The 23,325-nt window shown below is 37.0% G+C and carries 21 protein-coding genes and 1 rRNA gene; 11 read left to right on the top strand and 11 right to left on the bottom strand.

Annotated elements, in window-relative coordinates; genetic code table 11:
- From rrf to BBI00_RS22825, 6 genes are all read left to right on the top strand, one after another.
- Positions 1-77 (top strand): 5S ribosomal RNA (gene rrf, locus BBI00_RS23810); the annotation flags it as partial.
- A gap of 603 nt (positions 78-680) precedes the next feature.
- A complete protein-coding gene (locus BBI00_RS22845; RefSeq protein ID WP_065401140.1) occupies positions 681-1,847 on the top strand; it encodes a T9SS type A sorting domain-containing protein in 1,167 nt (388 codons plus the stop codon).
- 151 nt (positions 1,848-1,998) lie between these two features.
- Entirely contained in the window at positions 1,999-4,650 is a 2,652-nt protein-coding gene (locus BBI00_RS22840) for a 4-alpha-glucanotransferase (RefSeq protein ID WP_065401139.1), read from the top strand.
- A 139-nt stretch (positions 4,651-4,789) separates the two neighbouring features.
- Complete coding sequence (locus BBI00_RS22835; protein WP_065401138.1) at positions 4,790-5,770, top strand: hypothetical protein; 981 nt, start codon at positions 4,790-4,792, stop codon at positions 5,768-5,770.
- Positions 5,771-5,957: 187 nt separating this feature from the next.
- Positions 5,958-6,404 carry a hypothetical protein gene (locus tag BBI00_RS22830; RefSeq protein WP_065401137.1) on the top strand — a complete coding sequence of 149 codons (447 nt, stop codon included), beginning with the start codon at positions 5,958-5,960 and terminating at the stop codon, positions 6,402-6,404.
- A gap of 127 nt (positions 6,405-6,531) precedes the next feature.
- Positions 6,532-7,041: a ferritin gene (locus BBI00_RS22825; RefSeq protein WP_065401136.1), complete on the top strand. Its 510-nt coding sequence runs from the start codon at positions 6,532-6,534 to the stop codon at positions 7,039-7,041.
- A gap of 186 nt (positions 7,042-7,227) precedes the next feature.
- Here the strand turns inward: BBI00_RS22825 and BBI00_RS22820 are convergent, their stop codons facing one another.
- Both BBI00_RS22820 and BBI00_RS22805 read right to left on the bottom strand, forming a co-directional pair.
- Positions 7,228-8,046, bottom strand: coding sequence for a hypothetical protein (locus BBI00_RS22820; RefSeq protein ID WP_065401135.1), 819 nt, complete (start codon positions 8,044-8,046; stop codon positions 7,228-7,230).
- 766 nt (positions 8,047-8,812) lie between these two features.
- Positions 8,813-11,953, bottom strand: coding sequence for a UvrD-helicase domain-containing protein (locus tag BBI00_RS22805; protein ID WP_065401132.1), 3,141 nt, complete (start codon positions 11,951-11,953; stop codon positions 8,813-8,815).
- A 182-nt stretch (positions 11,954-12,135) separates the two neighbouring features.
- On the opposite strand from BBI00_RS22805, the gene BBI00_RS22800 reads away from it, so the two are divergent.
- From BBI00_RS22800 to BBI00_RS22785, 4 genes are all read left to right on the top strand, one after another.
- Positions 12,136-12,882, top strand: coding sequence for a carboxypeptidase-like regulatory domain-containing protein (locus BBI00_RS22800; protein ID WP_065401131.1), 747 nt, complete (start codon positions 12,136-12,138; stop codon positions 12,880-12,882).
- Between the two features lie 6 nt (positions 12,883-12,888).
- Positions 12,889-13,698 (top strand): hypothetical protein, encoded by an 810-nt coding sequence (locus tag BBI00_RS22795; protein WP_065401130.1) that lies wholly within the window; start codon positions 12,889-12,891, stop codon positions 13,696-13,698.
- A gap of 49 nt (positions 13,699-13,747) precedes the next feature.
- Positions 13,748-14,560, top strand: coding sequence for a carboxypeptidase-like regulatory domain-containing protein (locus BBI00_RS22790; RefSeq protein ID WP_228394823.1), 813 nt, complete (start codon positions 13,748-13,750; stop codon positions 14,558-14,560).
- Between the two features lie 89 nt (positions 14,561-14,649).
- On the top strand, positions 14,650-15,384 hold the full coding sequence (locus BBI00_RS22785; RefSeq protein ID WP_065401129.1) for an SIMPL domain-containing protein: 735 nt from the start codon (positions 14,650-14,652) through the stop codon (positions 15,382-15,384).
- Positions 15,385-15,580: 196 nt separating this feature from the next.
- Here BBI00_RS22785 and BBI00_RS22780 read toward each other — a convergent pair whose 3' ends face one another.
- Genes BBI00_RS22780 through BBI00_RS22760 form a run of 5 tightly spaced genes read right to left on the bottom strand, consistent with a single transcriptional unit; the run spans position 15,581 to position 20,483 of the window.
- Positions 15,581-16,093 (bottom strand): GNAT family N-acetyltransferase, encoded by a 513-nt coding sequence (locus BBI00_RS22780; protein WP_065401128.1) that lies wholly within the window; start codon positions 16,091-16,093, stop codon positions 15,581-15,583.
- Positions 16,094-16,096: 3 nt separating this feature from the next.
- Positions 16,097-16,318 (bottom strand): PspC family transcriptional regulator, encoded by a 222-nt coding sequence (locus BBI00_RS22775; protein ID WP_034695702.1) that lies wholly within the window; start codon positions 16,316-16,318, stop codon positions 16,097-16,099.
- Position 16,319: 1 nt separating this feature from the next.
- The gene (locus BBI00_RS22770; RefSeq protein ID WP_065401127.1) at positions 16,320-17,582 is read right to left on the bottom strand and encodes a DUF2851 family protein; all 1,263 of its coding nucleotides are present in this window, start codon (positions 17,580-17,582) and stop codon (positions 16,320-16,322) included.
- Between the two features lie 28 nt (positions 17,583-17,610).
- Positions 17,611-18,759 (bottom strand): N-acetyl-alpha-D-glucosaminyl L-malate synthase BshA, encoded by a 1,149-nt coding sequence (gene bshA, locus BBI00_RS22765; RefSeq protein WP_065401126.1) that lies wholly within the window; start codon positions 18,757-18,759, stop codon positions 17,611-17,613.
- Positions 18,760-18,785: 26 nt separating this feature from the next.
- Positions 18,786-20,483: a glycoside hydrolase family 3 protein gene (locus BBI00_RS22760; protein ID WP_065401125.1), complete on the bottom strand. Its 1,698-nt coding sequence runs from the start codon at positions 20,481-20,483 to the stop codon at positions 18,786-18,788.
- Between the two features lie 114 nt (positions 20,484-20,597).
- Between BBI00_RS22760 and BBI00_RS22755 the strand changes: the two genes are divergently transcribed.
- The gene (locus BBI00_RS22755; RefSeq protein WP_065401124.1) at positions 20,598-21,137 is read left to right on the top strand and encodes a hypothetical protein; all 540 of its coding nucleotides are present in this window, start codon (positions 20,598-20,600) and stop codon (positions 21,135-21,137) included.
- Positions 21,138-21,390: 253 nt separating this feature from the next.
- Here the strand turns inward: BBI00_RS22755 and ribA are convergent, their stop codons facing one another.
- From ribA to BBI00_RS22735, 4 genes are read right to left on the bottom strand one after another with little or no spacing between them, the layout of a single operon-like run.
- Positions 21,391-21,987 (bottom strand): GTP cyclohydrolase II, encoded by a 597-nt coding sequence (gene ribA, locus BBI00_RS22750; RefSeq protein ID WP_065401123.1) that lies wholly within the window; start codon positions 21,985-21,987, stop codon positions 21,391-21,393.
- Between the two features lie 20 nt (positions 21,988-22,007).
- Positions 22,008-22,466, bottom strand: coding sequence for a hypothetical protein (locus BBI00_RS22745; RefSeq protein ID WP_065401122.1), 459 nt, complete (start codon positions 22,464-22,466; stop codon positions 22,008-22,010).
- The gene (locus BBI00_RS22740) at positions 22,463-23,077 is read right to left on the bottom strand and encodes a DUF4254 domain-containing protein (protein WP_065401121.1); all 615 of its coding nucleotides are present in this window, start codon (positions 23,075-23,077) and stop codon (positions 22,463-22,465) included. The genes BBI00_RS22745 and BBI00_RS22740 overlap by 4 nt, the downstream gene beginning before the upstream one ends.
- Before the next feature lie 15 nt (positions 23,078-23,092).
- A complete protein-coding gene (locus BBI00_RS22735; RefSeq protein WP_065401120.1) occupies positions 23,093-23,302 on the bottom strand; it encodes a twin-arginine translocase TatA/TatE family subunit in 210 nt (69 codons plus the stop codon).
- Between the last annotated feature and the right edge of the window lie 23 nt (positions 23,303-23,325).

Here is a 23,325-nt window from a genome sequence, read left to right as displayed (position 1 = left end):
TCCCATTCCGAACACAGAAGTTAAGCCCACCAGCGCCGATGGTACTGCTAACGCGGGAGAGTAGGCCGCCGCCAGTTTTTATTTTATTTTTAAAAATCCTTTATCATAACGATAAAGGATTTTTTTTGTTTTATATCCAAGAACCTCTCATCGCACTTCTTTATTTTTAATGGAATTTATTCTTTTTGATGAGAACGGGCTAAAGCCCGTCCCTATTGAATGCCCTGTGGCTTAATACTCCTATTATTATCCCTTACTCTCTTTTATCCCAATTCCAATCCTGATCCTGTTCTTGTTTTATTCCGGATTGCTCATTATTCATTACTTATTACTCATTACTTATTACTAATAACCCATCCCCATACCTTAGCCCCGATAGCAGCGGTTACCCCGCAGCACAGCTGGAAGAGCAGAGGATCTGAAGTGTGGCAGCGTACAGGCGTGAGGAGTATGAGCGGATAGCGGGATTAAGCTCCGGAAAATAAATAGAGAGGTCTGGAAAATGATAAAACTGTTATGGTAAATAATTCACGTGAGTTATCTGCTGATTGCGATTATCGCATCATTTATATTAATTATTTATAAATAGTATTCAAATACTGGTGATTTTTTATGTTTGTATTTTTATTTTACTTAACTTAGTCATACTAAAATAATTACGAATCTAAAATATACATCTTATGAAAAAACATTTATTCCCTCTATTTTTACTAATGTTAGGTGTGAATACACACGCACAGCAGGATATTTTTGCCATTACGGGAAAGGATACCCAAAGCATTAGTTTTAATGACTTCCGTACTATTGATGCAACGAGTGGAAATTCAGGTGAAAAGTTTTTCGGTGCTGATTCTTCTGCGAAAGTATTTTCTCAAGGGAAAAGAGGTATTGTAGCTGAAGACAGAAACTCCTATAACAATTCACAGGCAGTAACTATGGCAGCATTGGCTTATGATCCGTCCAATAATAACCTGGTGTATATGCCCATGTTTTCTTCCAATATCTATGTATTGCACCCTCAGACAAAAGAGATTACACTGATCGAAAATAATGTGGCAAGAGTGTCTTCATGTGATATCAATTCTCATATAACGAGAATGGCGACTGGATATAACGGAAATATTTATGCTGTAAATAATGCGGGAACCCAATTCCTTGAGATCAGCAAAAAGGATGGGCACTATACGGTGAATGACCTCGGTATCATAAAAGATGATGCTTCCAATGGAAAGAACTCTTTTACTGCTATGACAACGGGTTTCGGAGGAGATATGATTGCTGATGCTGATAATAACTTCTATGTTTTTTCAGCTTCAGGAAATATTTTCAAAGTGGTAACCAAAGAACTAAAAGCTAAATATATAGGTAAGATTGCCGGAATTCCGGATAGTTATTCTGTCAACGGTTCTGCTGTGAATGCCCAGGGGAAAGTAGTAATCGCCAGTGCAAAAGGAGCTGCATTATATGAGGTAGATCTGGAAACTTTACAGGCCAGGGAACTTCCTGGTGAGAAAGGTCTGCACATCTATGATCTTGCCAGTAAATACTTTGTAAATGATAAAGCAACTGCAGCAAATACCCTGACGAATCTCGATATTTATCCTACAAGGATAGATGAGCATCATATCAATGTTCATGTCAATAACAAAAATGTAAAAGGAAACATCAGACTGAATGTATTTGACATGTCAGGCAAAAATGTGATGAATCAGACTTTATCTGTAAGAGACGGCTCACTGGATGAAAAAGTTTATCTTAAAGGTTTGGTAAACGGAGCTTATATTGTGAGCATTACTGATGAATCAGGAAAAGTAATCCTGAACAAGAAGGTTTTAGTTACCCAATAATTAAATGCAGAATATAGCGAATATAAAGTATCAAAAAATTTGACTTATTTTAAAACCTTTCCAGTAATTGTGAAAGGTTTTTTAATGATTATTTGATATTCAATAAGTTTTATTTTTCGATATTAAAATGTACTTTTATAAAAAAATATAGATGAAGTTATACTTTAATGTAGGATATATTGTAAAGGCCGGAGAGAATCTGGAGCTGGTGATTGACGGGGAAGGTACTGCAGCTCATATCCATACTATGTTTTATGCTGATAATGGATTATGGAAATGTGAAGTGGACTATTTTTCAAAATCCATATCCTATCAGTATCGTGTGGTGGATGAAAGAAGAAATGTATTAAGGGAAGAGTTTGTTCCGCATCATCTTCATTTTCCTCACAACTATAAGGAGTTTATTATTTTTGATGAATGGAATAATAAAAACTTCCCTGAAAATTATCTGAATAATAAAATCCTTTATAATAAACTGCATACATTCGTTACGGAGAAGGCAGCGATTTTAAAAAAGCATACTCATGTATTCAGGATAGAAGCCCCTATATATAATCCTGACTGGAGAGTTGTTCTATTTGGAAACACACCCTCTTTAGGAAATTGGAATTATGAGAAAGCTATTCCTCTCTCTCAAACAGATTTTGGAATATGGGAAGTTTCTGTGGAAATTCCTGAACATGAATTGATCCAGTTCAAATACTGTCTTTATGATACCAAAGAGAAAAGGGTAATTGACGTTGAGACCGGTGAGAACCGTTTTACAACAGCCAATCCGATGCCGGATGTTCTGCAGATTGTTTCCAATCATTATTTCAGATTTAAAGGATATCAGATGTACCATGATGCAGGTGTTGCAGTTCCTGTATTTTCTTTGAGAAGTGAAGACGGATTTGGGGTAGGAGAATTTGCAGATATCAAAAAGCTGGCTGATTGGACGAAAGAAACCCATCTTGGAATTATCCAGATTCTTCCGATCAATGATACAACAGCCAATTATTCCTGGACAGATTCTTATCCTTATGCAGCAGTATCAGTATACGCTCTGCATCCGCAGTATATTTCTATTGAAAAGCTTGATTATTCTTTACCGAAAGATGTCGTTGAAGAGTATTATGCTGAAAAAGAAGCCTTAAATGCTCTTGATCTGATTGATTATGAAAAAATGATCGCAGGCAAATGGAAATATTTGCAGGCGGTTTTTACAGCGGAAAAAGACAAGATCTATAAAGACAGAAATTTCAAAAAGTTTATAAAAGACAATGAAAACTGGTTGGTTCCTTACGCTGCATTCTGTGTATTAAGGGATAAGTATAAGACGCCTAATTTCAACAACTGGAAAACCCATAAGAAATACATTGCCGGGAAAATCTCACAGTTTTTTACAGCAAAAAGTAAAGATTATGATCTTTCGATGCTGCATGCCTGGGTACAGTACCAGCTTCACCTCCAGCTGAAAGACGCCGTAGATTATACCCACAATCTTGGAGTTTCTTTAAAAGGAGACCTACCGATCGGTATTTACAGATATTCTGTAGAAGCATGGACTGAACCGGAACTCTTCGGAATGGATTTTCAGGCGGGAGCTCCACCGGATCAGTTTACTGAGCTTGGGCAAAACTGGGAATTCCCTACCTATAATTGGGAAGCCATGAAAGAAGATGATTACAGATGGTGGAAAAACAGGTTCAAGGCGTTGGAGCAATATTTTGATGCCATGAGAATTGACCATATTTTAGGTTTCTTCAGGATCTGGAGAATGCCGGTTTCTGCTGTCCAGGGGATATTAGGATATTTTTATCCTGCCGTTCCTATTGTTGCAGATGAATTTAAAGCATGGCAGCTTCCATTTAATTTTGACAGGTACTGTAAGCCGTTTATTAATAATGAGATCTTATGGGGATATTTTGGAAAAGAAAGTGAAAAAGCCCTTGAATTCATAGATCCCAATGAGGATGGCACTTACTCATTCAAAGAGGAATTTGATACGCAGAGAAAGCTGGTAGATTTCTTTAAAAAGAATCCAAGAGGTCCGATCGAGGAAAAACTGGTTTCGCTTTGTGCCAATGTTCTGTTTTTAACGGAAGAAAGAAAAGGAGAAACGGTTTACCATCCAAGATTTAATGTATATAATACAGAATCCTACAAATACCTGCCGGAATGGGAACAGAAGAGTATCTATGACCTGTACCATGATTATTTCTTCAGAAGACAGGATCATTTGTGGTATGAAAAGGCGATGGAAAAACTTCCGGTAATTCTGAATGCTACCAAAATGCTGATCTGTGGTGAAGACCTCGGAATGGTACCTGCATGCGTACCTGTGGTAATGGACGAACTGGCCATTATTGCCCTGAAGGTTCAGCGTATGCCTGCTGAAAATATTCCATTCTATGACCCCAGAAATGCAAGCTATATGAATGTGGTGACCGCTTCTTCACATGACAGCTCAACTTTGAGACAATGGTGGAAAGAAGATCCTGCCCTGACGCAAAGGTACTTTAATCAACAGCTGATTCAGTATGGGAAAGCCCCTGAAGATTTAACACCCCACCTGGCAGAAATCATTATGAAACAGCATTTATATAACGAGTCAATGTTAGCTATTTTCCCGATCCAGGAGTTTCTGGCAACGGATCCGGATCTTTCTAACCGGAACGTGGATAATGAAAGGATTAATAATCCTGCTGTTTTTCCTCATTACTGGCGTTACAGAATGCATATTCAACTTGAAGATCTGAAAGAAAAGCATTCGTTCAATAAAAAAATCGCCTCCTGGGTAATAGACAGCGGAAGGATGTAAATTTAACAATTGATTATCAATAAGTTAATAAAAATTTAAAAGAAGTTTGATCTACGGATTTAACTTCTTTTTTTTATTTGTATCAAAAAGATAGAATTAAGATATTCTGCTATATATTAACCAATTAACGACTATAGAGATGAAAAAAATATTTTTGGGATTAGCTTTGGGGTTAGGCGTTTTGACGTCAGCTCAAGGGTATCCGAATAATGGTTGGAATGATGACGGTTATTATCAGAATGGAAACGGCTATTACAGCGATGAAGATGACAGAAATTATTTTCCTGATGATTATTATTACAATTATCCTCTGGACTACTATCCAGGCGACTATTATCAAAGTTATTACAACGATTATAGAAACAGTATCATTAATATCGATTGGAACGGATTTTTCGTTCAGAACAGATTAAGCCGCTGGCAGGTAGATCAGATTATGAGACTGAATAATCTGTATGCAAGCTTTTCCGCATGGGATAATTTCTACCGATATAATCCGGACAGATGGTATTATGACAGATTCTACGCATTGGAAAGGATCTTAGGACCAAGAGTGTTTGTGGTTTTCCAGAACAATTACTACAGAGGAATGAGCCCTGTTGTATATTTTCAGAATTACAGAAGAACTTATTATGTACCGAGATATACTGTGATGCCTAGATACAGAAACGTAAATATCAATATTTACAGAGTAGACCGGTCAAGGTTCCGCAGATCAGATAATCCTACTTTTGAAGTCATCAGGACAGACAAAAGGCAGAATAACGGATTCAGGAATTCAGACAGAAACAATGGAAACTCAGGAGGATTCCGTGGGAATGGAAGAAATGACAATTCCGGTTTCAGAAATGAAAATAACGAGATAAGAAATAATAACGGAGGCTTCAGAGGAAATTCAGACAATGGAGGTTTCCGTGGAAATTCAAATGATAATAACGGCTTCAGAAATAATGGAGGGGGTTTCAGAGGAAACAGTGAAGTAAGAAGAGAAAGCGCCCCATCAAGAGATAACAGCGGATTCAGAGGGAACGGTGGTGGATTCAGAAAATCTGAAAGTTCTGCTCCGGCCCGGAATAATCGCGGTAATGGCGGATTCAGAGTAAGTCTGGTAAAGAATTAATTTTCATATATTATATTTAAGTGGTGTGAAGGGCAGGTTTTTATAATCTGTCCTTTTTTTTGTTTATACTTAATTTATTTGTGTTAAAATTTAACATTATTTATGAATATGTTAATTTAACTTGTGTTTTAATTCATAATCAAAAAGGTATAATAACAAAAATAACAATCAATTAAAATTTTTAAAGATGAAAAAATTAGTTTTAGCAATAGCATTTATCGGGATGGGAAGTCTGGCAATGGCACAGCAAACCACTCCACAGGACAGACAGGCAAAAGCCGCTGAAATGAAACAGAGAATGGAGCAGAAACAACAGGAACATCTGGACCAGATGCAGAAAGACCTTAATCTGAACCAATCCCAGGTTGCTCAGATAAAAACACTTCAGGATAAAAGAAAAGCAGAAATGAAAGCGCAGTTTGAAAAAAGTAAAGTAGACAGACAGGCCAAGATGGAAGAAATGAAAGCCAAAAGAGCACAAATGGATGCTGATATGAAGAAGATTCTTACCCCTGAGCAATATGATAAATGGCAGGCTGACAGAAAAGAAAAGATGGAGCACAGAAGAATGGCAATGAAGGATAGAAAAATGATGAAAAAGCCGATGAATACTGCTGCTCCTGAAGCGAAATAACAATTCGTAATTTTGATTTTTTAATGTGCAAAGGATGGATGTTTTTCCATCCTTTCTGTATTAATTTTCTGTAAAACTTTTGATTTCGGGCATTTATTCCCTATTTTTGACTATAAATTTAATACTTATGGTTAGCGAAAAAATTGCAAAATTAATTAACGAACAGATTGCTCACGAACAATATGCCGCTCAATATTATCTTTCAATGTCTGCCTGGTTTTCAGGAAAAGATCTTGACGGGATTGCCAACTACTTCAGAGTACAGAGCAAAGAAGAATTGATGCATGCTGATAAAATGTTTGATTATTTAAATGATGTAGGGGGAGAAATCATCATCGGAGAAATTGCAAAACCTCCACATGAGTTCGAAAATGCAACAGATATTTTCGAAAAGGCACTGGCGCATGAGAAGATTGTAACTAAAAGTATTTTCAATATCGTTAAGAATGCAAACGAAGAAGGTGACTTTGCTACCACATCATTCCTGCAGTGGTTTATCAATGAGCAGGTAGAAGAAGAAGCCAGCGCTTCCCAATATGTTACCAAAATTAAAATGGTGTGCGATAACCCATCCGCATTATATCTTTTTGATCAGGAATTGTCACAGAGAGTATTCACTCCTGATGCAACTGCTTAAACCGGAAGGTTTTTACAATATAAGACCGCTGTTCTCAGGAATGGCGGTTTTTTTATGGAAGAAGTATCATTAATGAGTAATAGATGATTCGGAATTTTATTAAAATGTTTCTATAAAGAGCATCGCTTTTTACTGTTATCTACAGAATATCGGATCATCCGACAGAAGACTTTAATCAGATCATCTTTATCTGTAGATTGTATTCAATATCTTTTCAAACTTCTCCTGATCATTTTCATTAAACTCTTCTGCCAGAGCTTCTCTAAAATAAACCTGCAGTTTTTTGTCCGGATCAAATTTTGCAATTTTTGAAAGAAATTTATGGTCAATTTCTTTTCTGTCCTTATAAAAAAGCAGCTGAAGGGATTCTGAACTGTATTTTGCAGGATCATTTTTTATTTTTTCAATGACAGATCTGAATACTTTTTCATTGCTGTCATAATGGAAACAGCAAACCAAATAAGTAAAAAGATCCTGAAGCTGCTCATCTTTCAGCCAGCCTTCAATCTCTTTTTCATCAGCGGATGCTAATATTAATTTATTAAGTACAGTATTATAATCTTTACTGTGATCCAGGTTTTTATAGTCAGGGGAATGGTAGTAAGCCAAACTGGATGCATTGAGAAGAGGAAATTCAGACTCCAGGGAAATCACTCTTTGTTTTGGAAAAATAAACAGGCGGGAAGCGTCACCGTTGATGCTGTCTTTCTGAAAGATATGATAAGGAATCACCTGATAATGCTTTTGAGCAGTTACCGATATTTTCAGTTTTTTGAGTATGGCTTCATTAAATTCGGATTCTGAGGGTAATGTATACTTTTCACGCAATAAAAACTCACTGAGGAGAGCACCGACTCTTTGGTAGTAATCTTCTTTATGATCTTTACTCCATGAATCCATAACGTAGGCTTCATCTGAATCTTCAAGTTCATAATTATAATTCTGCGCTTTTTGACCACATCCGATAAACAGGAAGATCAAGGCTGTAAAAATATTGAGTTTCATAGGGTATGTTTTTTCATTCAGGTCAGTTTATTGTTTTGATAGTATGGCTTCCGTTGATCGTTAACAGCGCAAAAACTGAAACGATACTGATAAAGTACAGAAGCAATAAGATTATCAGTTTTTTCCAGGCCCCTTTGATGGCTTTCAGATGGTATATTTGTATCAGAAGCAGGATAGGATACACCAGGATAATTATAGAAAAAAATACAAATAGAAATGTCATGAGCTGTGAAAACAGATTCTGAACATTCATTGTGTCAATACTGCGGTTAAAATAAATGTGAGCCGGACGATCCCAATAGTAAATCATGGTAAGGAAAATGAATCCGGTAAAAAGGATTGTCTGTATTATGAACAGTATTTTCCGGTTTTTAATGATGTAGTTTTTAAGCATAAGCTTTAGCAATAACCTGTTACATTATTTTCCCTGTTTTTGACGTTGTATCCTCAAAGCCAGTATAAAAACAACAGCCCCTATGAAAATACCGGAGAAAAAAGATTTTACAAGATTTTCCGTAGGCATATATCTAAACCCTTCCTCAGTAACGGGCGGATCTATACAATCAATGATATTGAATATAATGGTCCCGGAAAGTACCGTCATAAACAAACTTATTAAGTATGAGATTAAATATATTTTCATGGTCAGTAATTTCAATCAGAATAAATGACTGATTCTGTTTTATTTATACTGAATAAAAATAATAAAACCTTTTAAATTCCGGAAAAAAAATAGCAACTTTTTACAGCTGCTGTATTTTTAAGATCAGAGATAGATAATCTGCGTTTTAAGAACCTTTTTACCAAGCCTTTCAAGAATGTTTCTGTAACCTTGCACCTGAGCTTCATCTTTGCTTTTTTGTTCCCCGGTTTTAAAATCTACAATGATATAGCCTTCATCGCTTTTCAGAATACGGTCAGGACGTGAAATATGGCTTTCTCCGTTTTCAGAGATCATGATATCTTTTTCATTGATCACTTCCCATTTTTCATCAAAAAACTCAGCATAGGTTCTGACGATCTCGCGTAAGGTAGCTTCTATTTCATTTTTTTCTTCAATGGTGATCTGCCCTTCCAGAGCATAGCCTTCCAGGACTTTGGCGATATCTTTTTCCGTATTGATCTTTGATAAAAGTTCATGGACGAAAAGACCGATTCTCACTTTCTCATTTCTTACCTGATAGTTTTTGGACGGTGTGGCAATCTTGATCGAAGTACTTTTTTCATTGATATTCTTCAGATCTTCAATATTCTTTGTTTTAAAAGACGAACTTTTTGTTTTCGAATATTTCTTAAGCATTTCAGGATATACCTCGTACAGATCAAACTCATCTGCATTCTCTGTATTTTTGGTCTGAAGAAACTCCAGAAGCTCAAGATTATTAGACGTTTTATTAGCTTTTTGAATATAAAAAAACAATTGTTCTACAGGTCTCGTCGTGGCAACATACTGAAGGCAAAGCCTGTCAATCAGATTTTTATAAGAGTTCTTCTTGTTAAATTCCTGTATCTGCTCATCATATACTTCAAGATTCTTACTGAACTGATTGATGTTGACAGATTTTAAGGCATCACTTTCATTGGTCTCAAACCAGTTGGTAAATTCATTATCCCTGTTTTTATTGATCATGGGAATGAAAACAATCGGGAATTCCAGCCCTTTGGATTTATGGATGGTCATAATCTGAATGGCATCGATATTTTCAGAGGCCTGAATGGTGTACGATGACGCTTCCTCATCCCAGTATTTAAGAAACTCTTTTGTGCTGGCGCCGGCATTCTGGGTAAAATTGAAAAGCATTTCCAGGAAATTAAGCAGGAAATCTGTCTCTTTGTTTTCTACGGAAAACTCATTGATGTAATATTCAATGAAGTTGTACAGGTTAAATCTCGGGAAATTATCCTGTTTAAGCTGCAGCGAATATTTCTGCTGAAGGAACAGAAGAATTTCCTCGTGGCTTTCAATATCCAGGATCTCCTTCATCTCCAAAGTGAAATCCGCCATATGAATTTTCCCCAGCGTATTCAGATGGTACATCATCATGATCAGGCAAGGCTTATTCTTAGGATTAATTTCCCATCTCAGGAACTCAATAACGGCTTTTAACGTATTGGAAAGCTCAAGGGTAAGTCCTTTGTCCGAAATAGTCTTAATATTGGTTTCTTCACCGTGATACGTTACCTTCAGGTTCCCCAGCTTTTGTGAATAACTGAAAATATCGAAGTTTCCACGGCAGAGAATCGTAATATCTGAGAATTTAAATCCGTTATCCAGGCATTCCTGAATATCCTTCTGCATCCTTTCTGAGGTATCATCATAAAATTCTTCATTGGTAAGATTTTCAATCAGGTTAACTTTTACCCGTCCGTCAAATTTTGATTTCGGACTCTGCTCAGCATCGGTCCCGAAAATATTTTTATGCTCTTCTTCAAGTCCTTCAGAGTGATACCGGTAGAGTTCATTATTGAACTGTACAATATTTCTGGCACTTCTCCAGTTATCTTTTAAAACAAGAAGATCGGCTTCTTTGGGTGAAAATTCCTTTTTGTTGATAATATCCAGCATCAGCTTACTTTCCCCGCCCCGGAACCGGTAGATACTCTGTTTAGGATCACCAACCAATGTGAATGAAGTGTACTCTGTGGCGACACTATGATCTCTCAACGGTACAAAATTCTGCCATTGCAGTTCCGATGTATCCTGGAATTCATCGAAGAAATAATGCTGAAACTGGGAACCTACTTTTTCATAAATAAAAGCCGAAGGTTCATTCCTAAGGTTCTCATTGATCAGGATATTAAACTTTGAAAGAAGAACAAGATCGTTTTCTTCCTCAATTTTCCTGAGTTCATCCTGGATATCCTTATTTACTTTTAACGGAAGCAGCGCAGAAAGAACTTTCTCTTTTTTCTGGGTTTCAATAAACAAACGGATAAGCTGCATCCTGTTCTCAATCAACTGGTCAAGAATTTCCAGAATATCAGCTTCTTTATGTTTTGATTTTGAAGAGGCTCCTTTCCGGTAATTGTTGATAACAGATTCTTCCAGAGTCGTAGGAAAAGGAAAGCCGGCTCTCTTCTGTTGGTAAAAGTCAGTAACTTTGGTAAAGAAACCTCCGATCCCGTTTTTTCCCTGGGCAAAATCTTCAATCTCAATATTTCTGGATTTAAACAGTTCAATGGATTGAGCCGCCAATTCTGCAGATTTCTTTTTATTGAGAACGATTTCTTTTCTTAGGGTATTTTTTATGTTTTCATAATGGGCATCATCAAAGCTCTTATTGCTTTTCAAATGCTCGTAATGAATATCCTTTACAAATTCTTTGGCCGAATCATAAAGGTTTTTATTAAGATTGATCCTTTCATTGTTTTCAAGGCTGTAATCTACATAATCCATGAAAGAATTGGAGATCGTTTCATTTTCGCCGATCTGATCCAGCATTTTATCTACAGCTTCAATCAGAAACGGTTCAGCTTCAATTTCAAGATTAAAATTCTTCGCAAGTCCCAGCTCGTAAGAAAAACTTCTTACCAACCTCGAGTTAAAGCGGTCAATAGTCCCGATATTCAGGGTAGAATAGTTGTGAAGGATATAATCCAGAAGTTTTTTAGAACGGTGATGAAGCTCGTCGATGGTAATCTTTAAACCCTGTTCTTCAAACGCTTTCTGAATGTTTTTCAAATCCGTATTCTCTGCATAATTACCGGCGGAAAAATTTCCCAGCCAGGACAGAATTCTTTCCTTCATCTCGTTGGCTGCCTTATTGGTAAAAGTCAGAGCGAGAATATTCCTGATCGATTGCTGCTGATTAGGATAGCGGAGACAGATCATCAGAAGCCTCTGAACCAGGGCATATGTTTTTCCTGATCCTGCTGAAGCATTGATGACTGTATAAGAATTTTGCATTGTAAAAAGAGAATTGAGACTGCAAGTTAGCTAAAATTTAAAAGAAACTTTAACAATTAGGGATGCCTATTTAACAGTTTAAAGGACAAAAATCAAAAAGAAATATTAAAAGGCGTTAACTGTGGTTAAACTTATGGTTACATTTAAAAATAATTTTAGCTTTGTTCTATAAAAAATAGCCCGTGAAACTTAAACTATTCTTTTTTTTATCCCTTATATTTTTCGTTCACAGCCATGCCCAGACTTATATCTTTGGAAAGATTACTTCAGAAGACGGTGCTGAAATACAGGATGTAAATGTGATCAATATCAGAACTGATGAAATGATCATTTCAAACCGGGACGGACACTTTATGATTGCCGGAAAAGCAGGCGATGAACTGCGTTTTGTAAAACCGGGTTATGAACGTATTACAAGGAGGGTTTCCCAGGAAAATATACAGTCGCCTATGAATATCACCCTTGTAAGGATCACAATCCAGATTCCCGAGGTTGAGGTAAAGCAGGGACTTACCGGAAACCTGAAAATAGACTCAAAAACTTATAATAAGGCTAAAAAGGTTCAACAACTGGAAGCTGAATTAGGCCGTTATATCAAACAAAAATCTGATCCGAGAATCCTGGCCGCAAGACCCGGAGAATTTGTACAGCCAAAAGGAGAGGGCTTCTTTATTGGAAAAGTTAAAGATCGATGGGATGATATCGATCTGATGAGCTATATTAAAAAAAGTCTCGGTGAAACCTATTTTACAGATCTTAAGATAGATAAAGCACAGATTGACCATTTTATTTACTACGTTTTTGCCGGAGGTTTTGAAAGGAAAAAAATCCTGAAATATGGATTTTGCAGTGATGCGGATCTGACCAGGTTTCAACGCCTTGTTCTGACCAGAATTACAACATACCGTACTCCACAATCCCAACGGTAAACAGCGATGATAAAATATATACAGCCGGGGATCTGCTTTATACTTGTTTCTGCAGGCACACTCATGTTTGCACAGCAGAAAGTAACCGGAAAAATCACCAATAGCGGCAGCCTGAATATCAATCCCGTTTTCATTATCAATATTTCCAGGAATCAGCATACCCAAAGTGATGATCAGGGAAATTTTGAAATTGCTGTTGCTGAAAATGACGAAATCAGATTCGTTAAAGAAGGCTACTACCGGTTTGATAAAAAGATCACCAGAGAAGATCTGGGCAATTCACTTCAGGTTTCACTTCAAAGAATGGAGATACAGATTCCCGAAGTGAAGATTACTTACAAACTCACAGGGAACCTTGCCAAAGACAACCAGCACCTTAATGAATCCGGAAAGATACGGGCTTTGAAATCTGAAATGTCTGAGTATATGTACAGCCCGCTCAATGAGCCCTTGCCGGATAAAACAATTTCGAAAACATTTACAGGGCATGATTTCAAAACCGGGAATGTAGATATAATGGGTGTTTTCAAAGCTTTATCCGGTCTGATCAAAAAAGCTTCGAAACCGAAGATCACCAAGGCCGATTATAATGAAACACAGGAGTTCCTGAACAGGGTAAAAAATGAAATTAATCTGGATTTCCTGAAAAAATATGGGATGGGTGAAGAACAGATCGACGCATTTCTTCTGTATGCTAATAAAACCCGCTTACTGGCTAAGAAACACAGAAAAGATTTCAAAAACGATGTTGTTAAGATGGAACTGATGATTGCCTTTGGTGAATATCGTAAAATGAATAAATTGTCAGAACAATAAGGGAAATATTCTCTTTTGCAGAAATTATTTTTTAAGAATACAGAAAAAATTGAATTACAGAGTTAGAAATATCATAAAGAAATACCGGGAAAAAAGTTTTTTACTATTTGTTTTTCTCTACAGTGCCATTTTGTTTTCTCAACAAACGGTAACGGGAAAAATTGTAGATGATGAAGGAGGTAACCTGAGTGGCGTTATTGTCATTAACATCACTACGGATAAAAAGGTATATTCTGACGCTGAAGGAATGTTTTCTATTGATGCTGGTCCCAATGATGAGCTGAGGTTTGTAAAAGAAGATTTCAGAAGAACATCCAGACGGGTTCTTACCAATGGAATCAATTCTCAGCTGTTTATTACGCTTTATCAGATTCCCAGGGATGTGGGAGAAGTAAAGATCGTAAAAAAACTCACCGGAGATCTGGAAGTGGATTCCAGGATTGTAGCCAAAGTAGATAAGGGAGAGCAGGTGAGAGATGCCGTAGGGCTTCCGCAGCCTGTAGGTAAGATGAGAGAAAAACCGGCAGAAGTGAAAAGTGTTCTTTTGCCTATTCTCTTAGGAAACCTGAATGTACAGGGTGTTTATGATCTGATAAGCGGTAAAGCAAGAAGGCAGAAGAGGTTTTATAAATATGACGATCTTCAGGAGCATATTCTCTGGATCCGGAAGAGGATAGAAGATGATTATTTTACCAAAGCAGGAATTCCGGCGGACAGGATTTCAGAGTTCATTGAATTTTCATTTGCGGCAAAACCACAGGTACGTACTTATGTAAAGGCGAGAAATCTTTCAGGAGTGATGCTGAGACTGGAAGAAACAATGCCACTTTTCATTCAAAGACTGAAACAGAACCAAAAGTAAAACAACTATGATGTGTTAAAAATATCTTAAAACAGTGGAATGGAAATTGCTGCAGTAATGATAGCAACCAACCAAAAACCACAAATTTTATGAATAAAAACATCATTGCCATTGCAGTAGGAGCGCTGGGTTTTATAATCGGGTTAGGCCTCCTCGGAAATGCCATCAAAAACAGGAACAAATCTGAAAATACAATTTCCGTTACAGGACTGGGAACAAAACAGTTTACCTCAGATCTTATCACCTGGTCCGGAAGTTTCTCCAAAAATAATTCAGATCTTAAATCAGCCTATGATGAACTGGCACTGGACAGAAAAGTGATCAATGATTACCTGCTTTCAAAAGGAATAAAACAGAACGAGATCGTGTTTTCATCAGTAGATATCCAGAAGCAGTTCAGAAGTTATAATGATGCCAACGGAAACTATGTACAGGGTGAATTCTCCGGATATAATCTGACACAGAAAGTTTCTATTGAAAGTAAAGAAGTAGCCAAAATTGAAAATCTCTCCAGAAATATTACGGAAATTATCAACTGGGGAATTGAGTTTACTTCTTCTTCACCTGCTTATTTCTATACCAAACTGGCTACTGTAAAACAGGAAATGATTGCATCCGCTACAAAAGACGCTAAAGAACGTGCCGAGAAAATTGCCGAAAATTCAGGAAGCAGCCTCGGTAATCTTAAAAAGGCAACGATGGGAGTGATCCAGATTACTGCCCCCAATTCAAATGAAGACTATTCCTATGGCGGAACCTTTAATACCTCTTCCAAGGAAAAAGAAGCGAGTATTACCATAAAGCTGGAGTATGAGGTGAACTAAATCTGTGATAGGTATTAAAAGTTGTTAGCTGTAGAATATATATTCAATAGAATCGGGCTTTAGCCCGATTAATAAAAATAAACCATCCATTGGCTTTAGCCGAAACTTGAATAATGATATGATATTCGTTGCGGATTTTTAAAATTTATCATGAATATCAACAAAAATAAACGCCGGAATTTCCGGCGTTATATATTTAAGGGTAAACTGTTTTACAGATAATGCTTTTAATCTCTTCCACATTCTCAGGGGAATAATTGGCTAATAACCATAGATTCAAAGATTGTTTCCCTTCTCCGTAGCTAGGCTGTACATAGGTTGTATCAATCAGCTCAAAACTGTTTCTCTGATAGAAGGAATACCGTCTTTGAGCATCCTCGCTGAGTTCTGCAGGCTCAATTTCCAGGATGATTTTCGGATAGTTTTCTAATAAATGAGTCATAATATGAGATCCCAGCTTCTTACTTCTGAACGCTTCAAAGACTTCAAAATGTTCTACAAAAACAAATGAACCGAGCTCCCATAAGATGAGGTAACCTACAGCTTCGGATTCATGGACTACAGACATAAATCCCACTTTCGGATTTGAAAATAAATCTAAAAACTGTTGCTGATCTCTTTGTTCGTCTACAGGAAAAGTAGTGGTATAAGAAGCATAGATTTCCTGTATTCTATGATCTCCGGCTGAAGTAATCGGTAAAAATTCCATAATTTATAGGTCAAAGACACTTGGCCTTCTGGTGATAAAAATATCTTTAATCCACAAAGTAAATGCCAGCCCCAGATAGATCAGAAAGAAAAAACCGGCTGTGGCAAAAGTAGAATAAATGAAGAAAATCCTTAATTTGGAAACTGGAATACCCAGCTTAGCACCCGTTCTCGTCAGAACACCAAACCATTCTCTTTCCATTTTATGACGAATATTACTCAGCATTTTAAGATTCTTTTAAAAGTTTAAATCCAATACTGCAAGTTAAGCAATTTTTTTCTTCACATGAATTTTTATGGTGATAAATCAGGCTCTGAGTCTCCAGGGCATTCGTTGTATGTACCCCCAGATTTTTCCAGCCCTGTATCACTGAATTTTTTTCTGCAGGGATATTTTTATACAGTTCTATCATTTCTTCTGCAGCATCCTCACTGTGGTATTTGTGGTAAGTATATTTTAAAGGAAGTACAGTATTCAGGATAATGAGGTCTATAAAATCCCTGCTTAGCGTTTTGGGCTGCATCTTTGAGACTGTTCCGAAATTGAAATGACTGTCCCAGTATTCGGAAGCTTTTATGGGTGTGAATACTTCGTAAATGTGTGCTGCATTTTGTGCACCGATGATCTTCGAAAATAAATTCTGATGCCGGAAGTAAAGATCAGCCAGCTGAGACAGCCGTATAGTGGGAAAATTACGAGGTCTTAATCTTAAGAATTTGGGATGAAGTTTTAAATCAGTAATTTTAAATTTGACTTTGATGAATTCAAACTCCCGTTTCCAGATTTTCATCTGTTCGTCCTTCGGGTGATCAAGCCATCCTGAAATTCCGAACAACAAAGCCTCAAGCTGAAAAGGGTTTTGCCGGACTTTATTGATGATAGAGTAGTCGATACTTTCTGCAATCTGCCTGAAGATTAAAGCATTTACTTTTAAACCGAAAGAATAGGCCAAGCTGTGAAATAGAACCGCTTCAAAGTTATTTTTATACAGAGCGAGACTTTGCTCCAGTTCCAATGATTTTTCCTCCAGCTTTTTCAGGATATTGCCTTCGTGAAAGAAAAGAGGGATTTTATCTCTGTCAAAAATACTCTCACAGGCGATAAACTTATTTTCATCAGCAAGCTTTTCGTATTTCCCAAGGATATTTTCATCAATATAATCTTTAAGTTCCAGCGTCGGAATATTGTTTCCGGTAAACTCACTGATTTCTATATCGTGCTGGAATACGACATGAAAAATTATATTCCGGTAATTAGGGTCTTGAGAATGATTATGGAAGATCCAGTCGGAGGAGCGTACATGCAGTTCTATATTTCCTGCTATCACCAGCCCGTTGATTTTGATCTTTGCATCCAGAAAATCCGGACCAGCATTGGTATTCCATTTTCCGAACCGGATGATCTCGACGGGATTACCTTCAATATCCTTGAAGTCAAAATGTTTGAAAACCTTATAGTTCCAAAGATATTGAAGTAATTTTTCCGTCATAAGTGTGACGGTAAATATAATAGAAAAATTATACTTTCGTCAGCTCCTTTTTAAAATTTTCTATGGTTGTTCTATACATTTTCTCATATATAGGAAGAATGTTTTTCAAATCGAACTTAATGGCCTGATCTTTCGCATTTTTCTTCATTTGAGTTAAAAGTTCTTCATTGCTCAACAGCTTAATAGTATAGTTACTCATGGCTTCCACATTTCCGATCTCTGCCAGATAACCTGTTTCTCCCTGAATATTTACCTCAGGAATTCCCCCAGCATTTGAGCTGATCACCGGAGTATAAGCCGCCATGGCTTCCAATGCTGCCAGACCGAAGCTTTCCTGCTCCGAAGGAAGAAGAAATACATCGGAAAGCTGTAAGATTTTATAGAGATCATTTACCTTTCCTAAAAGACGGATCTTTGAGATAAGCTCAGGATTTTCTTCCAGGAACTGGTTCACTTTCTCCATATCTGGACCTTCACCAATGATGATCAGTTTGGATTTTACCTTTTTCTCCACATTCTTGAAAATCTGCAGGACTTCATCTACCCGTTTTACAGGACGAAGGTTGGATACATGGATCAGGATTTTCTCATCAGGATTGGCAAACTGCGTTCTCTGGCATTCAGAGCAGTCGTCAAACTCAGAATTATCAATGAAATTGGTAATTACCTGGATTTCTTTTTTGATATTGAAAAACTGAAGCGTGTCTTTTTTCAGACTTTCAGAAACCGAAGTAATCGCATCAGACTGGTTGATTGAAAACTCTACCGCATGTTTATAGCTCGGGTGCTGACCCACAAGGGTAATATCCGTACCATGCAGAGTCGTTACCAGCGGAATATCATTATTGTCTTCCTTAAGCATTTGTTTTGCCGTAAATGCCGCATAAGCATAAGGAATGGCATAATGAGCATGCAGCAGATCAAGTTTATAAAGATTGACAACCCGGTAGATCATCGAACTTAACGCAATATCATAAGGTTGATACTGGAAAAGGGGATAGGTCTGAACATTGACCCTGTGGAAGAAAATATTAGGATTGGTAATATCCAGTCTTGCCGGAAGTGCAGAGCTGATGAAGTGTACCTCATATCCTTTGTTGGCAAGAGACATTCCAAGTTCTGTTGCTACAATTCCGCTTCCTCCATAGGTTGGATAGCAAAGTATGCCTATTTTCATTGGATTATTGTTGTTTTGATGTTGTATTATTGGGTAATGGCAGAGGCATTAAGATCTATTCCCATCCCTGCTTTCAGCTGGTCGTTGACCAATACGGGAAGCCTGCCCCATATTTTTGTTTTTCCGTTCAGGGCATCAGCCGTTGCATTCATTGAATCATCATTATTTTCATAAGAAACAAGAACGGTTGATACCTTCGAAATATCAATGTCCTTTAATGCATAGGCACTTCCGAATACATTGAGAATTACATTTTGATTTTTAGTCAGATCAGCAAGAACCTTTTTGGATTCTGCCGAAATTTTATAAGGTTTATACGCCGTTGAATTATCCTTATGGAAGCCTACAACTACAGTAGAACCCGCCGGAATAGTATTGATCTCACCGGCTTTTTTAATCATTATATTGTTCCCCAGGCTGTTGGCAAAAGTCTGATAAGGAGCTTCCTCCAAAGGAACATAATAGATCTGTTTCCCGGTAAGCGGAAGCAGTTTCTTTTCATCCTTTAATAAAGTCAGCGCATTGGCATAAAGATTCTGAACCAATGTTTTATGAGAATCGTTATTCAAATCAGTATTGATATTTTCAGGATTTTTCGGAGTGTACTGTGTAAGTCCCAGGAAATATTTTGTCAACAGGATTTTCTTAACACTTTCTTCCACTCTGCTCTGAGGAATTTCACCTTTGTCAATCGCTTTCTGTATCAGTTTTTTTCCTTCAGAAACTCCCTGTGAGAAAAGCATGATATCATTTCCTGCTTTAAAAGCCAGGGCATCCAGTTCGCCTGGTTTGTATTTATTGGCTACAGCCCCCATATTGAGAGCATCTGTAATGATCAGACCTTTGTAACCCAGTTTATCTTTCAGTAATCCAGTGATGATATTTTTAGAAACCGAAGCAGGAATTCCTTTTCCTGATTCTAAACTCGGAACATATAAATGAGCTACCATCACCCCACCGATTCCTTTATCCATTAAAGCTTTGAAGGGAGCCAGCTCCACTGTATTAAGTCTGTCCGTATTATGAGAGACCAATGGAAGGTCAAGATGAGAATCTGTACTGGTATCACCATGGCCAGGAAAATGCTTGATTGCTGCTAGTATATTGTTATCCTGCAAACCATTGGAGTAGGATAGGGCAGAACTGATCACGTTATTCACTTCAGAACCAAAACTTCTGTTCCCGATAATAGGGTTGTTCGGATTGGTATTGACATCCACTACTGGGGCAAAATCCCAGTTGATCCCCATTCTGTGACAATCTTCTGCAATTTTGGCAGACATCTGGTACACAAGATTTTTATCCTGGATCGCCCCTAATGTCATTGCCCATGGGAATTTATGAGCCGTTGCAATTCTCTGGAACAGTCCCCATTCCGCATCCATCCCGATCATTAAAGGCACTTTGGACTTCTGCTGAAACTCATTCACGAGATTAATTTCTCTTGCAGCATCATCCTGCATTAAAATCAGGCCTCCAATCTTATCATTGATAACAATATTTCTTATCTGGCTGATATAGTCCTCTCCTTTATTGGTGTACAGTGCAACGATAAAAAGCTGACCTAATTTTTCATCCTGTGAAAGGTTCCTGTAAGTTTTATCAACCCATTGCTTTGCCTTTTTCAGATCATCTGCGGTTGTATTTTTAGGTTGATACTGGGCATTCAGCTTAGGGCTTATCAATGCGACAATAAAGAGTGAACTATATAATAATTTCTTCATGACTTTTTGAATAAGAACAAAAATACAATTAAAAAAATCAGGAAAACAATGTTTTTGAAATTTTTGGTATATGATTTGAATACGCAATATAAATAATAACTAAACTTTTATACAATGAAAAAAATTCTTCCATTTATATTACTTGCAGGTATTGGTTTTTTAGCCTATAGCTGTGATAACAATGATGATGTTGTTGTACAAAATCCTGTAGATAGTGATACTCTTCCTGTAATGAAGGATGTGAATGTTTCTTTAAATAGTTCAAATAATTATTCACATGTGGAACTGCTTAATCTTCAGAGCACTGACGTTGTATTAGTATACAGAAAGGATCCTACAGCGAGTAATGCCTGGCAGCTTGTTCCTAAAACCTATTATTTAGCAAACAACAGAGAACTGGAATATAATTTCCTGTTTAACAGTCAAAAGGTAGAGATTTTCACAGAAGGTGTTGATCCGGCTACATTGACTTCTGCTGAAGCGGGTACCTATTTAAATAATCAGACATTTAGAATTGTATTGGTTTATGCTAATGCTGGTAAAGCAGCAGCAGGTAAGAATGCAAAAGCAAATGTAGATTACAGTGATTATAATGCTGTTGTGAAATACTATAATCTGGATGAAAGTAAAGTAAAAACAGTCAATGTAAATTAATTAAGAAATATCTTTTCAGTTTTTTATAATTAAAGAAAGCCCCGGGAGAAATCTCGGGGCTTTTGATTTTTATAAATGGTAAACGATAAATCAGCATGACCAGGCAGGATTTAATAAATTTCTGACGTTTAACCTGTTCAAATCCTGTTTAGCCCACTATATATTTTGCAGATGAGACTCTGCAGCATTATCTTAAGAAAAAATGATTTCCAATAAAAAAGCTTCAGATTTATTTCTGAAGCTTTTGTTTTATCTAGTTGTCATTGTCATCCAGCAGATGTCCAAAGAAATCTTTTTTGGTTTGCAGATAGCCTTTGCTTATTTCGTTAGCCGGAATCTGTAAGGGTACTCTTGAATTAAGATGAATGTTGCTGTCTACCACATATTTTACCTTTTCAGGATTGTTGGTAAGAAGGTTGATATCTTTTACATCCAATAGGTTAAGGATCTCAATCGCTACACCGAAGTTTCTGTCATCAGCAGGAAGTCCCAGTTGCAGATTGGCCTGTACCGTATCAAGTCCTTTTTCCTGCAGAGAGTAAGCTTTCAGTTTGTTGATGATACCGATATTCCGGCCTTCCTGGCGAAGATAGATGATAATTCCGCCGTTCTCATGGATGTATTTCATCGCAGCATCAAGCTGCTGCCCGCATTCACATTTTTTTGAATGGAAAACTTCTCCGGTAATACATTCAGAATGAAAACGGACATTCACAGGTTTTGTAAAATCCGTATTCTCTGCGACAATAGCCATATGAGGCATCCAGTCGTTTTCATTTTCGGAGAAAGCAATCATTCGGAAAGTACCGTACTCGGTGGGAACATTGGCTTCCGCCTGAATTTTAATCATTGATTGTTCAATTAGTTTTTTTAACTTCCTGGTAAGGCGTCTTCTATCACAGAAATATTGGTTTTCAGACGAACCAGATATCTGTTGAGAACTTCGTCATCATCTTTGCCCAGACTCTGTCTTTGCTTTTGAATTTTTTTGTATGATTTTTCGAAGCTTTTCAGTGCTCTTTTCTTTCCTGTCGAATTATTGGCATCAATAGCGTATAAATAGTTCTGAAGGCTGTATTTCAAACTTGTAACCTCTTCATTCAACCCATTGTTTTTAAATTTGGGAAATGTGGAGATGATGTTTGAAATTTCAGAAGCATTTACATTTTCTTTGATATTGATATTAAAATTCTTTTTTGAGTTTCGGTCAGAATCAGAACCTTTAGTATCACTATAAAAGCTGTTTGACAGCGGAGAAAGGTTAAGCTTTTCCGTTGCGCAGGAAGTTGTTAGTATAATAAGTACTCCAAAAAAAACTAGTCTTTTCATTTCTGTTGCCCTTTTTGATAAAGGATTGGGTTAAGACTTTCATCATTATACATTTTCATTTGTTTGTATACTTTCATCTTAACGTTACCGTTTTCAATATCAGCAAGCAACTGATCTATAGAAGTTGATAGGTCTTCTTTCTGAATAAGCAGTACATCCAGTTTAGCCTGGCAGTTTTTTCTGTGTTCTTCAGAAGCGGATTCTCTATTGGCTTCTAATGACATATGATAAACCTTTAGCGCAAGAATTGATAATCTGTCTACTGCCCAGGCGGGAGTTTCCGTATTTATCTTTGCTTCAGGTTTCGGAGTTATATTTTCAAACTTAGTAAGGAACCAGCTGTCAATGTATTCTACCAGATCAGTTCTTTTCTGATTGGAGGCATCTATTGTTCTCTTGAGTTGAAGAGCTTCAGCCGGATCAATATTTTCATCTCTAATTATATCTTCCAGATGCCATTGAACGGTATCAATCCAGTTCTTTGCATACAAAATCCGTTCCAAACTATCTTTTTCGAACGGGTTATTAATTAGAGTGTTAACGTCATCAGACACGTGATAGTCTTCAATAGATTGATTGAAGATTTTCCATGCAGTCTCGGTAAATTTCATTAATTCTAAGTAATTTTAGTTGCTTGAAGAATTATTGTTGGAAGACGATTTGTTTTCAGAGCCTGGTTTGTCTTCTTCTTTTACCGCATCTTTAAATTCTTTGATTCCTGAGCCTACTCCTCTCATTAATTCCGGAATTTTCTTTCCTCCAAAAAGTAATACCAAAAGTATTGCTACGATAAGGATGTGTTGCCAAGATAAGGCAAGTATTGTTAGTGTATTCATCTCTTAAAATTTTTGCAAAGTTA

Source organism: Chryseobacterium arthrosphaerae, from assembly GCF_001684965.1.
Classification (GTDB): Bacteria; Bacteroidota; Bacteroidia; order Flavobacteriales; family Weeksellaceae; genus Chryseobacterium; species Chryseobacterium arthrosphaerae.
The sequence above is the reverse complement of the archived record's forward strand: the minus strand, read 5'-3'. Positions and strand labels throughout refer to the sequence as shown.